Source organism: Streptomyces sp. NPDC102451, from assembly GCF_044765485.1.
Taxonomy (GTDB): Bacteria; Actinomycetota; Actinomycetes; order Streptomycetales; family Streptomycetaceae; genus Streptomyces.
The window spans coordinates 1-13,316 of the sequence record NZ_JBIWKD010000002.1 but is presented as its reverse complement, the minus strand read 5'-3'; the positions used below and the strand labels follow the sequence as shown (position 1 = coordinate 13,316).

8 protein-coding genes are annotated in these 13,316 nt (G+C 66.8%); 5 read left to right on the top strand and 3 right to left on the bottom strand.

Annotated features, from left to right (window positions below):
* Window positions 1–171: 171 nt before the first annotated feature.
* Complete coding sequence (locus ACIRD8_RS03830) at window positions 172–1,962, bottom strand: glycoside hydrolase family 27 protein (protein ID WP_403985667.1); 1,791 nt, start codon at window positions 1,960–1,962, stop codon at window positions 172–174.
* Between the two features lie 741 nt (window positions 1,963–2,703).
* On the opposite strand from ACIRD8_RS03830, the gene ACIRD8_RS03825 reads away from it, so the two are divergent.
* From ACIRD8_RS03825 to ACIRD8_RS03815, 3 genes are all read left to right on the top strand, one after another.
* Entirely contained in the window at window positions 2,704–4,815 is a 2,112-nt protein-coding gene (locus ACIRD8_RS03825; RefSeq protein WP_403985665.1) for a glycoside hydrolase family 2 protein, read from the top strand.
* Between the two features lie 177 nt (window positions 4,816–4,992).
* A complete protein-coding gene (locus ACIRD8_RS03820) occupies window positions 4,993–8,031 on the top strand; it encodes a TIM-barrel domain-containing protein (RefSeq protein WP_403985663.1) in 3,039 nt (1,012 codons plus the stop codon).
* Between the two features lie 284 nt (window positions 8,032–8,315).
* Entirely contained in the window at window positions 8,316–9,785 is a 1,470-nt protein-coding gene (locus tag ACIRD8_RS03815) for an RICIN domain-containing protein (RefSeq protein ID WP_403985661.1), read from the top strand.
* 55 nt (window positions 9,786–9,840) lie between these two features.
* Here ACIRD8_RS03815 and ACIRD8_RS03810 read toward each other — a convergent pair whose 3' ends face one another.
* Window positions 9,841–10,737: a LysR substrate-binding domain-containing protein gene (locus ACIRD8_RS03810; RefSeq protein WP_403985659.1), complete on the bottom strand. Its 897-nt coding sequence runs from the start codon at window positions 10,735–10,737 to the stop codon at window positions 9,841–9,843.
* Window positions 10,738–10,820: 83 nt separating this feature from the next.
* Here ACIRD8_RS03810 and ACIRD8_RS03805 point away from each other — a divergent pair, with 83 nt between their 5' ends.
* Together ACIRD8_RS03805 and ACIRD8_RS03800 are read left to right on the top strand one after the other, a co-directional pair.
* The gene (locus tag ACIRD8_RS03805) at window positions 10,821–11,420 is read left to right on the top strand and encodes a nuclear transport factor 2 family protein (RefSeq protein WP_403985657.1); all 600 of its coding nucleotides are present in this window, start codon (window positions 10,821–10,823) and stop codon (window positions 11,418–11,420) included.
* Between the two features lie 303 nt (window positions 11,421–11,723).
* Window positions 11,724–12,074, top strand: coding sequence for a hypothetical protein (locus tag ACIRD8_RS03800; RefSeq protein WP_403985655.1), 351 nt, complete (start codon window positions 11,724–11,726; stop codon window positions 12,072–12,074).
* On the opposite strand, the gene ACIRD8_RS03795 is transcribed toward ACIRD8_RS03800, so the two are convergent.
* Window positions 12,053–12,865 carry an SDR family oxidoreductase gene (locus ACIRD8_RS03795; protein WP_403985653.1) on the bottom strand — a complete coding sequence of 271 codons (813 nt, stop codon included), beginning with the start codon at window positions 12,863–12,865 and terminating at the stop codon, window positions 12,053–12,055. The two genes, ACIRD8_RS03800 and ACIRD8_RS03795, sit on opposite strands and share 22 nt — an antisense overlap.
* Between the last annotated feature and the right edge of the window lie 451 nt (window positions 12,866–13,316).

Here is a 13,316-nt window from a genome sequence, read left to right as displayed (position 1 = left end):
CACCCCGCCCCGTCCGAGAACGAGCCGAGGCGCCGTACCGCCTGGTCCCCACGGCGCCCGTCCCGCGCCTCGTCCCACAGGTGTCCCTCGATGCTTCAGCACGCGCCGGTGCCCCCGGCCGCTGGGGGCGACCGGGGGCACCGTCACGCATCACATCGAGCGGGGCGCGGTTCAGCGGCCGGCCCACGACCACTTCTGGGCGTCTGTGCCGTTGCAGGTCCAGAGCTGCAGTTCGGTACCGTTCGCGGTCTTCCCGCCCTTCACGTCCAGGCACAGGCCGGACTTCTGGGCGACGATGGTGCCGTCGCTCTTCACCGTCCACTTCTGCGATGTACCGCCGTGGCAGTTCCACTGCGAGACCCTGGTTCCGGGAGTGGTCCCGTTCTCGAAGACGTCAAGGCATTCCGTGGCGCCCATGGTGCGCAGCTCACCACTGGAGGTCGGCGTGACCAGCTGGTTCAGGCCGTCGTTGCAGTCCCAGATCTGCGCCTTGGTACCGGAGAGGTAGATGTTGCCGTCGATGTCGATGCACTTGCCGGTCTGGGCGCTGACCAGGGCGCCGGTGCCGCCCGTCCCGGAGGTGGGCACCGCCGAGATGAGGGCGACCCCGCCGGGGGCCACGCTGGTGGTGTAAGTGCTGACGGTGCCCAGCGGCTTGTCGTTGTTGATCATGTCGGTGATCTTCGCCGAGCCGCTGAGCCCGAGCTTGGCCAGCGGGAGGCTGAAGGTGTGACTGGAGGTGGTGTCCGTGTTGAACACACCGATGTACCAGGTGCCGTTCTTCTCACGCTTGGCGAATACCTGCTGGTTGCCGTCCTTGACCACCCGAGCGGCCGGAATGCCGTCCTGGTCGATCGCGATGAGCCTCTTGTTGGCCAGCAGCGCCTTGTCGGCGGGATCGAGGTTCGTCAGGTCGGCGCCCAGCATGTACTGGGAACTGGCCAGGGCCCACAGCGCCATGTTCGTCTGCCGCTGCGGCGGGGTGATGCCGTCGTTGTCACCGTTGCCGACACCGAAGGAGTCCAGGTCGTTCCAGCCTCCCTTCCGGGCGTAGGGCTGGTACTTGGCCGCGTCGTCGAACCGCTTGTAGACGTTCTCCCAGCTGGTGAGCGGGAAGCTGTAGCCCTTCGGGCTCGCCCCGATGTCACCGTCGATACGCCAGGAGTTCGAGAGCTCCGACCAGCTGGAGGAGGCGGACAGACTGGCTGACAGGTTCAGGGCGATCGGCCGGCCTGTCTTCTCCAAAGCCTTGGACCAAGCCCTGACGTCGGCCGTCTTCGAGGGGCCGACGCCGTCCAGCTTCAGGTAGTCCACCCCCCAGTCGGCGAACTGCTGCGCCCAGGAGTCGATGAACTCCTGTGCTCCGGGCTTGCTGAAGTCGATGTTCCGCATGCCCTTGCAGTTGAAGTTGCTCGCGCTGCTCGTCATGGCGATCTGGTCCGCGGTGTACGAGGTACCCTTGATCTTCGTCTTCTTCGCCACTGCCTGTGCGGAGATGCCTGGTGTCACGTACAGGCCGTACTTCAGGCCCTTGCCGTGCACGTAGTCCCCGAGGACGTGCATGCCGTCCTTGGAACCGCTGCCCGGGAACAGTGATTCGTCCGTCACCCAGCGGCCGTTGGAGTCCACGTCCGGGCCCTGACTGCCCGGGCACTTGTACCAGAAGTCGTCCATGTTGGCGTAGTTGTAGCCGAGGTCCTTCAGTCCGCTCGAGACGAGGGCGTCGACCTGCGCCTTGAACTTCCCTGCTGTGGGGTCCCGCTGGAGGAACCCCCAGCCGCTCCAGCCCATCAACGGCGCGTCGACCGCCAGACCGTTGTCCAGCAAGGGGGCTACGGCCTCCGCCGGCGTCTGGGCCGATACTGCGGGGGCCACGGGCTTCGGTGACGCCACCGCCTGCGGCATGGCCAGACCCGCGCCTGTCGTGGCGGCGAGCGCCAGCACCATCCATCGAGATTTCATCGGTCCTCATCTTCCGTTCGTGGGAGCGCGTGGCTGCAGGGACAGCGCGCAGGAATCAAGGGAAGAGCTATCGCTCTCGCGAGAGGTCGACATGGCCCTCGTGCGACTCCATGTCCACCTGGGCATGCGTGTTCGGGCCATCAGCGGCAGGGAGTCGGTGTGCCCCCACCACACAGTGTCCGGGCACAGGCCGAGACATCGCCCGGCGTAGCGAGCCGAGCAGACCCAATGGGAGGATTGCCTGTTCCGACCGGGACTCAGATCCAACAACGGAGCCGGAACAAAGCGGAGTTGATCGCGTACTGGTCCTGCTCATCCATGGCGACAAGCTGACCTCACCCAGCGAGGGCGATGGTGGACAGTGTGCTGTCTCGTTTCTTTTTTCGTCAAGGCTCAAGACAACCGAACAGTTCACAACACGCCAACCGAGACCTAAGCTGCAGACCGGGCCATCGATCCCGCCACCCGCGGTCGGCGCCCGCCCGCCGACGTCAGCGGCACCGCGGACCGTGCGACCACGCCCTGCGTTCACCCACATGAACTCACCAGGCATCCGACGTTCGAACTCTCGCCTAGTGCAGCAGGGTTGACCCTGCACTCCCGCCAGGCCTAGCCTCGCCACTTATCGAGGTTCATGTGAGAGATCATCGTTCACATACATAGTCACCGTCATTCGGATGCCTTACGTAAGGCGAACTGTTGCCGGGAGGGCATCCCCCACACCTCCAGGGAGGGCACGCCATGAAGGAACTCTCCAGCAGGCGGCAGGTTCTGGGCGCCATCGCAGGTGGCGTCGCCGCCACCCTCGCCGGCGGCGGCTCGGCTGCAGCCGCCCAGACCTACAACCCACCCGCCTTACGCACCTGGCTGAGCCTCAACTCCGGCTGGCGGTTCCACAGGGGCGACGCCGCGGGTGCCCAGGCCGTCGGCTTCGACGACGCGGCATGGAGCGCGACCAGCGTGCCGCACACGTGGAACGCCTCGGACGGCGCGGACGGCGGCAACGACTACTACCGGGGTGTCGGCTGGTACCGCAAGCACGTCACCGTACCGGCCAACCTGTCGGGCAGGATGCTCTTCCTCCAGTTCGCCGGGGCCAACCAGGTAGCCGACGTCTGGGTCGACGGAGTCCACCTCGGCCGGCACCGAGGCGGATACTCGCGCTTTCGGTTCGGCGCCACAGAGACCCTCACTCCGGGCAAGGACAGCGTGATAGCGGTCAGGGTGACGAACTCCCCCGATCCCGATATCGCTCCGCTGGACGCGGACTACACGTTCCAGGGCGGCATCTACCGCAACGTGAGCCTCTACGCGGTCGACAGACTCGCGGTGCGGATGCTGGACTACGCCGGTCCCGGCGTGTATCTGCGTCAGAGGAGCGTCACCACCGTCTCAGCGACTGTCGACGTCACAGCGAAGGTCTTCAACAACAACAGCACCAGTCGATCCGTGGTGGTGCGAGCCATCGTCACCGCCACCGACGGCACGATCGTGGCCGACAGCAGCAGCCCCAAGCAGACGATCAGGGCCGACAGCGGACTTGACGTCGTACAGACACTGACCATCGCGAAACCACGTCTGTGGAACGGTCTGACGGACCCCTACCAGTACAGCGCCCACATCGAGGTACGAGACGCGACCGACGGAACGGTCAGGGACGTGGTCACCGAGCCACTGGGCCTGCGCCACTTCAGCCTCGACGCGAACAACGGGTTCTCGCTCAACGGCAGGCATCTCAGCCTGCACGGCGTCAACCTGCACCAGGACCGCGCCCAGGACGGCTGGGCCGTCGACGACGCCGACCACACTCAGGACTTCACCCTCATCAAGGAACTCGGCGCCACAGCGGTGCGGATGGCGCACTACCAGCACGACCAGAAGAACTACAACCTCGCGGACGGGGCCGGCGTGGTCGTGTGGGCGGAGATACCCCTGGTCAATCACATCACCGGTTCCACGGCCTTCACCACAACCACGCGCGACCAGCTGCGCGAACTGATCCGGCAGAACTACAACCACCCCTCGATCGTCTTCTGGGGCATCGGCAACGAGCAACGCTCCGACGACACCCCTACCAACGCACTGCTGGCGGAGCTCGCCGGGCTCGTCAGGAGCGAGGACCCGGACCGCATCAGCACCTACGCCAACAACCTCGGCGACAACGCCAAGGTGACCGACCACGCGGACACCGTCGCGTACAACAAGTACTTCGGCTGGTACGGGGGTTCCTACGACGGCCTGGGCGGCTGGGCCGACAGCCTGCACAAGGCCGACCCCGGTCGCACCTTCGCGGTCTCCGAATACGGCGCCGGGGCGAACCCCGCCCAGCACGCCCTCAATCCGTCGGCGCCCAGCGCGGGCGGCTCGTTCCACCCGGAGGAGTACCAGGCGCTGCTCCACGAGGCTTCCTGGAAACAGCTCGCCGCCCGGCCCTTCATCTGGGGCACCTTCGTGTGGAACATGTTCGACTTCGCCTCCGACGGCCGGAACGAGGGCGGCAGGCCGGGCATCAACGACAAGGGTCTGGTCACCCACGACCGGGCCACCCGCAAGGACGCCTTCTACTGGTACAAGGCGAACTGGGCCTCCACACCCACGCTCCACATCACCAGTCGGCGCTGGACCTCACGTACGGAGCCCGTGACCGAGCTGAAGGTGTACTCCAACGCCTCGCAGGTCACCGCCGTCCTCAATGGCTCCATGCTGGGCATCAGAAGCAGCTCGGACCACATCTTCACGTGGCCGGGTGTGACCCTGCGCCCGGGGGCCAACACCGTCTCGGTCAGCGCATCCATCGGCGGGGCCACTCACACCGACACCGTCACCTGGACGCTTGCCGGGACGACACACTGACCTGTCGTCAGTTCTGTGTGTGTGCCGTCCCGGCAAGCGCGACTCAGCCGCCGTCGGCTTGTCGGCGCAGCGACAGCAGCTCCGTACCCGTCGGGTGCTGCGCGCGGCCCCATCCCCACGCACCCCGTGTGTGAGAACGCTGATCCGCCCCAGACAGCCACCCGCATTGGAGACACCATGAAGCGCGATCAGATCAAGCGCAGGACCCTGCTCTCGACAGCTGCAGGTGTACTGGCCGCCGGCGCGGTCACCACTCTGCCGCAGCACGCCTTCGCAGCCGCCGACGTACGGGAACAATTCGGCGACTACGCCTCACACACCACCGAGGGCCGCAGCATCACCGTCACCAGCGTGACCGGTCAACGACTGCGGCTCACCCCTTACGGGGACCAGATGGTCAGGGTGCGCGCGGCCCGCGCCGGAGAGGACTTCTTCTCCGACACCCGGTACGAGATGGTGCAGCCTCAGAGCCACACGTCTCTGGGCGGCAGCCTGACCCTCAAGGTCAACACGAACACGCTCGAGTTCAACACCGCCGCCGGCAACGGCCTTCGCATCGTTCTCCACAAGAAGCCGCTGCGTCTGGAGTTCTACGCACGGGACACTGGAGCTCTGCTGGCGAAGGAGGACTCCACACGCAGCATCACCTGGAGCGGCACGAACCACTCCGTCACCACCGGAGCATTCGTCCCGCCGCCCGCCGAGGAGCGCTTCCTCAAAGCGGGACACGGAGTGCTCGGCCGCACACCACGGCTCGACCGCACCGGCGACACGGTCTCCCACAACTATGCCGACGCGGCGGCGGCTGCCGACAACCCCAACAATCAGGCACCCGCCATCGTGCCGTTCTACCTCTCCAGCAAGGGCTACGGCGTCTTCTTCAACACCACGTTCGACACGACCTTCAGCTTCGGCGGGAGCAACGGCTACTCGTTCTCGGCCGATGCTCACGACGCCGGGGGCGTGCGCCCCCAGCTGGACTACTTCCTGATCAACGGCCCCCGGTTCGCACAGCTCCTCGACCGTTACACCCAGCTCACAGGCCGTCCGCGACTGCCACAGCTGTCCATCTTCGGTCTCCACATGTCCGACAAGAGCTTCCCCACCGAGAGCGACCAGGACTGGTGGCGCGAGAAGGTCGGCCTGCACCGCGCCGCAGGGTTCCCCTTCGACCACCAGGTCAACGACAACCGCTGGCGCGAAGGCTCCGGCTCCTGGTCCGGATCATGGTTCGAGTTCAGCGACGAGCGCTGGCCCGACCCCGCCGGCTACAAGAAGTGGGCGTCCGAGAACGGCATCACCGTGACCCTGGACTACAACCGCAACAACACCAACGAGATGGCCGGGTGGAAGGGCGGTCCACCGCCCGGGTACAGCGTCGCGGCAGCGGACCTCCAGAAGGTGAAGGAGAACAACGCCGTTCCCGACTGGAGCAATCCCGACGCCCGCGCCTGGGTGTGGAAGGTCTTCTGGGACAAGGCGCTCAACCCGTCCCTCGGTTTCCCCGGCGATGCCCTGTGGATCGATGAGACCGACGACCTCGGAGGAATCCCGTACACGGCGCGCATGGCAGACGGCCGCACATGGGCGGAGGACCGCAACGCCTACTTCCTGAACCTGCACAAGGGGGTCGGTGAGGAAGGCTGGGATCCCTCCGGCGCCGGGCACATCGGGACCGCCAAGCGCCCGTGGACCTGGAGTCGCGGTGCCACCGCGGGCCAGCAGCGCTACGGGCACTACTGGACGGGTGACATCAGCCAGACCTACGATGAGATGCGGAGTCAGATCCGGGGCATGCAGACGGCCGGCCTGGGTGGCTTCCCCTTCGCCAACATCGACGGCGGCGGCTTCGACGGCGGCACGGTCTCCGACGCCTTCTACCGCAACTGGCCCGTCGCCTGGGCCAGCCTCTCCCCGATCTGGCGCCCCCATACCTCCGCCTCGGTCCGGGACCACGGCAAGAGGGCGTCGCGCTGGCCGCTCGACCAAAGTACGCAAGCGCAGGCGGAGTTCGCGAAGTACAGTCACCTGCGATACAGCCTGATGCCGTACATCTACACGCTCGCGCACCAGGCCTCCGCCACCGGCATGCCGATGGCGAGGGCCATGGTGATCGACTACCAGGACCGGACCCGCGCCTACAACCACGACCTGCAGTACCTCTGGGGCCCCTCGCTCCTCGTCGCCCCCCTGACGTCCGACGGCGGAGGCGTCCAACAGGTCTGGCTGCCCGCGGGAGTCCGCTGGTACAACTTCTGGACGGACGCCAAGCACACCGGGTCCGACACCGCGGACCTCTCCTACACCACCCGCACCGGCGAAGCACCGCTGTTCGTCAAGGCCGGGGCGATTCTTCCCAAGTACCCCTACGCGCAGAGCACCGCCTACCTCACCAAGCGGCAGCTCGAGATGGATGTCTACGCAGGGGCCGACGGCGTGTTCGAACTGGTCGAGGACGACGGGGTGACCGAGGAGTACCGAACCGCCAAGAAGACAAGCGTCACCCGGCTCACCTTCACCGACTCCTCCACCCGCGTCGTCATCGCACATCCGCAGGGAACGTACGACGGCGCACCGGGCGGACGTCGCTACCTCGTCCGCATACACGGATTGGACAGCCCGGTGGGGATGCGGGTCAACCGTGGTGCCACCCTGCCCGCCTTCACCAGCGAGGCGGCGGCCATCCTGAGTGACAAGGGCACCGGGTGCGCATGGGACGCGGGGGCGAAGGTCCTCAGTGTCGTCACACCGGTGATACCCGTGTCCACGGGCGGCGGCAATGCCGCCACCATCGAGCCCAGCGGCGCCTCATTCCCCCGGGTCGGCGGCGGGACGGTCCATCAGGCCGAAAGCGCGAGGCTCGACAGCGCCTACATCATCGACACCGTCCACCCCGGCTATACCGGCACCGGCTACGCCGACTCCACCGGAACCTCCGCCGCGGGATCCACCCTCGCGTGGACGGTCGCGGTTCCCACGGCCGGCACGAAGCAGCTCATCATCCGCTACGCCAACGGAGGCAGCACGGAACGCCCCTTGGCCATCGACGTCAACGGCACGAAGGGCGGCACCCTCGCCATGCCACCCACCGGGAGCTGGGACACGTGGGCGTCGGCCTCCCTCACCGCGGACCTTCCGCAAGGGGAGAACGTCACCATTCGCGCGACTCTCACCCAGTCGCAGGGCGCGAACATCGACAGCTTGACCGTGCTGTAGGGGGAACCGCCCGCGCCGTGGGGGGGGGGGGGGGGGGGGGGCGGCCGCCCCCCCCCCGCCCCCCCCCGCCCGGCCCGGCCCCCACCCCGGGGGGGGGGGCCCCCCCCCCCCGCCGGGCGGGGGGGGGGGGGGCCCCCCCCCCCCCGGGGCGGCGCCGGGCCCCCCCCCCCCCCCCCCACGGCGCGGGAACGGGCCGGGCGGAACTTCACCCTGTCCGGGTGGGGCTCACCCTCAGACGATCACCACCGTCCTGGCAGACATCACTGGAACTCCATGAGGTACTCATGCTCGCGCGCCTCCTGACATCCGCCCGACGCCTATTCACGGGCGCCCTCACCCTCATCGCCACCGCAGCCGCCGTGCTGGTGGCGGTGCCGCCCGCGCACGCCGACCCGACCAGCACGTTCACCCCCGGCACGTCTTGGACCGACACCTCGGGCAGGGCCCTGCAGATGCACGGCCTCGGCATCGTCAAGGTCGGTCCCGCCTGGTACGCCTTCGGAGAGAACAAGATCGGCAGGGATTCGTCCGACACCAGCTTCCAGTCCATCGACTGCTACCGCTCCACGGATCTGTCCCACTGGTCCTATCAGGGTGCCGCTCTGAAACGGCAGGCCGGCGGCGACCTGGGCCCGGGCCGCATCGTGGAGCGCCCCAAGGTCATCTACAACGCGTCCACCTCGACGTATGTGATGTACCTGCACATCGACAGCCCCTCGTACGGTGAGGCGAAGGCGGGTATCGCCACCAGCAGGACACCGTGCGGCACCTACGACTACCGGGGCAGTTCCCAGCCGCTGGGCCGCCAGAGCAAGGACCTCGGCCTGTTCCAGGACTCCGACGGATCCGGGTACCTGATGCGTCGGGACCCCGCCACCGGCCTGCGCATCGAACGGCTCTCCGACGATTACCTCTCGGTCGAGAGCACGGTCACGGTCTTCTCCGACGTCGAATCGCCCGCGATGGTCAACACCGGCGGTCGCTACTACCTGCTCGCGTCGAACCTGACGGGCTGGCGAACCAACGACAACGTCTACGCGACCGCCACCTCGCTCTCCGGGCCCTGGTCCTCATTCCGTACCTTCGCGCCCCCGGGCAGCAAGACCTACGACTCGCAAACAGCCAACATCATCCCGGTGCAGGGCACTTCGGCCACCACGTACATCTACGCGGGCGACCGCTGGAACACCAGTGATCTTGGCTCGTCCCCCATGGTGTGGCTGCCCCTGACCATCAGCGGGACCACCGTGGCAGTCGGCTGGCAGAACTCCTGGACTCTCGATGTGGGCGCCGGGACCTGGACGGGAACGTCCAATCCCTCCGGGACCCGCCGCCTCACCAGCGCGGCAAGCGGGCTTCTGATGGACGTCAGCGGCGCCGACAGCACCGACGGAGCGGGTGTCATCCAGTGGCCGGCCACCGGGGGCGCCAACCAACGATGGACGCTCCACCAGGTCCGCGGGAACGTCTACACCCTGGTCGACAGCGGCAGCGGAAAGTGCCTGGAGATCCCCGGACGGTCAGCGGCACAAGGTACCCGCCTGGACGTGTGGACCTGCAACAACGGCACCAACCAACAGTGGGTGTTACAAGCCGCCGGCGCGTACACCTCCTCCTCGAACGCCTCGTACACCCTGGTCAACCTCAGCAGTGGATGGGTGGTCGACGTGCCCAAGGAGTCCGCCACACCCGGCACGGCCCTCCAGCAGTGGGCCGCCACAGGCGGCACGAATCAGATCTGGACCCTGGGCTGACCTGGGCGGACAGGGGCGGGGGAAGCTGACAGGCCGGCCGCTTCCCGGCTCCGGGTCACCGCTCCTGAGCGGGGAGCGGCTCCGCACACGATCTGACGAATGCGCGTACCGATCCGGAGAGTTCGTCGGGGCGACTGAGCCTCATCACCTCCACATCTGCCGCCATGCCCAGCAGGGGTCGGTAGATGAGTTCCGGCAGTGCGATGCGCTCCGCAGCGGCCGGAACCAGAGCCACACCGACGCCGGCAGAGGCGAGTGCAAGGGCGCCGAGGGTGCTGGTCACGAGATGGACGTGGGTCCCGTGCTCCGCCCGGGCGGCCCCCAATCGGTCGAGCACGCTCTGGTCACCCATGTCGGTTGCGTACACGATGAGGTTCTCGCCCTCCAGGTCCCCTGGGGTGACCGAGGCCTCGGAGGCGAGTGCGTGGTCGTGGCGGACAGCGACCGAGAGGTTCGTCCGGGCTCCGCGCGTCACCGCAAGACCGTCCGTGTCATGGAGACCGTTGTCGGGGCTGTACCCGACGTCGAGTGTGCCGTCCTGGATGCCTTGAACCTGTGCGGAGGGCGGGAGCTCGGTCAGATGAAGCTCGACCGCGGGGTGAGCTCGGTGAAAGCGCCGCAGGTCCCCGGAGAGGATGCCTTCCAACACCGCGACCCCGGAAAAGCCGATCCGTACTGCCCCGGTCTCACCTCTGACCGACTGCCGGGCGACGTCCAGGGCTCGGTCGGCCTGCGCCAGTGCACGCCGTGCCTCGATCAGCAGCAGGTCTCCCGCTTCTGTCAGTTCGACCCGGCGGCTGGTGCGGACGAAGACAGGGCCCCCCACCTCGCGTTCGAGTGCCTTCACCTGTGTGCTGAGCGTCGACTGGGTGACGTGCAGCCGTGCGGCAGCACGGCCGAAGTGGCACTCCTCGGCCACAGCCACGAAATAGCGCAGGTGACGTAGTTCCACGCTGACCTCCAATCGTTCTCAGCGAACAATAGATCAGATCTATCAATTGGTCCCTATCGATGAAACGGTCGGAGACTGGGGATATGCCGATAACGACAACACTCCAGGACCGCCAGGACATCGCCGACCTCATGACAGGCTGGATCCACCGAGACCTGGGCCGATGGGACAGGCTCCGAGCGCTGTTCCACCCGGGAGCGCAGATCGAGATCACCTGGTTCGAGGGGGCGGCCTCGGACTTCGTCGACGCGTCAGCGCGGATGGCCTCCACGGACCTGCGCACCAAGCACCTCATCACCTCTCCCGCAGTGACGTTCTCTGCGGACGGCTCCCGCGCCGTCAGCGAGACCAACGCGGTCATCATCGCCGAGAACAGCAGCCTCAATCTGGGGTGCAACGGCCACAACCGTTTCATCGACCGGATCGAGCGCCGGAACGGCGTATGGCGCATCGTCGACCGCAAGAGCGTGTACGACTTCGCCACCTTCACCTTTCCTTCCGGAATCAGGGACATCGACCCCGAGGTGGTGGCCAGGTATCCGCGCGAGTACGGGGCACTGGCCTACGTGCTCGACATGAGCGGGTTTCCCGTTCTGCGCACCTTCGCCACGAAGGGAAGCGAACTGGAAAGCGCCATCAAGAAGTCCGCGTTCGCCTGGCTCGGTGAGGAGGACCAGGGATGACAGCCACCTTCGAGCCGTCAGGAACGGGAAGCATGAAGCTGATCACCATCGAGGAGCACACCCTCGACACCGCGGTGGCGCGGGCATCCGCCGGGCGAGCAGCGGAGGTGAGCCCGCACTTCGCGACGGCGTACTCACCGGTCGGCGGACTCCCCTACTCCCCCGCCCCCGAGGAGCTGGAAGATCTCGACCAGGGGCGCATCGCCGACATTGACGCCCACGGCATCGACGTACAGGTACTGTCCAACCTCACCACACAGTCCCTTCCGGCCGACGTGGCGCCCGAACTGGTAGGAGGGGTCAATGACCGACTGGCGGCCGCCTGCGGCCGTCACCCCGGCCGTTTCGCCGCGTTCGCTCGGTCACTGGGGCGAGATGATCCCCTGGTTCCTGGACCGTCTCGACGAGGCACTGCCCCAGCGCGCGACGGGGCTCGACCGGAGCATCGGTGACTACGTGCGGCAAAACGTCTGGTACACCCCCAGCGGCATGTTCACCGCACCTCACCTGCGCTTCTGCACCGAAGTCCTGGGCACCGACCGGATGATCTACTCGGTCGACTGCCCCTTCGTGGGCAACGCGGGTGCCCGAGCCTGGGTCTGTACGGTGATCGCTGTACAGACCCTCGTCGCTCACGGCCGAGCAGCCACGTGAGCATGAGGATTACCGGTGAAATCATGGCTGCTGTAGCGTTTGCTGATCGCTCGCGCCGCGCTGGTGTGATAGGGAAAGCGGATCTCGTGGTCCGCGCCCATGGACGCCGCCGTGAACTCGTCGGCATCGATTCGCTCGGCAGCTACCTTGCGCCCCAGCACCTCGGATATGACCGCCGCTATGTCGTGTGCCGTGTAGCGACCGGGCGCGACCAGTTCATAGGTCGCTCCTGCGTGGCGATCGCTGTCGACCAGGACGGCAGCGGCCACCTCGGACACATCGCTCAGATCGACCATCGACTGGTATCGGTCCAGCGCCCACGAGAGACGGAAACGGCCCCGCTCGACAGCGGGCTTGAGCCTGTGTCGCAACATGTAGTTGGCAGGCTGGAGAATCGTGAACTCCATCCCGGACGAGAGCAGATGTTCCTCGAGATCACGCTTGACCTCGTACTGGGTGAGGTCGGTGAGAATCGCATGGAGTACCGAGCTGAGGACGAAGTGCTTCACCCCGGCTTCCCGCGCCGCGTCAATGGCGGCAAACCCCATCTCTCGCTCCTCGGGGTGAAGAGTCGGCCCGACGTAATAGACCTTGTCCACCCCGTGCATGGCGCGTGCCATCACCGCGGAATCGGCGATGTCACCGACAACGACATCGGTCACGCCGCCAGAGCGAAGAGACTGCGCCGATTCTTCGGAGCGTACGCACGCACGGAGCGCCTGGCCGGCTTCCAGAAGTCGTGGAATCAGATGATTACCTTGATTGCCGTTGGCCGCGGTGACCAGTATCACGAAATCATCCCCTTGCACGCATTTGCTCGCCGGCCCGCTCCAGGAACTCGACGTCGCGAGCTCTGTCCCCGGCGGCGATGCGGGCCCTGACGCCATCCTCAGGCGACTACAAACTAAATGTCAACATTCAAGGAGGCGAGCGGTGCACACGGCGCACTCCTCCCGAGCAGTCAACTTGTCCAGCCATATCGCACGACAGGTCCATTGAGGTGCAACGACTACCGTCGGGCCCACTCGGACGTATCACCCGGCAGCTGGGCGAGCACGCGCGACGGACCCAAAGACGGGAAAAGTGTTGACAGCCTTGCAAGGGTTGCAGCTCGGTCCCGTCCGCAGACGGGACCGAGCCCTCTCATATCAGCTGGTCTTCACGGGGAGCTGCAGATGGGAAGCGCGCTCTCCCCCGGTGTGGATGATGTGCTGTCCGCTGTTGGCGGGGGTGTACTCGCGG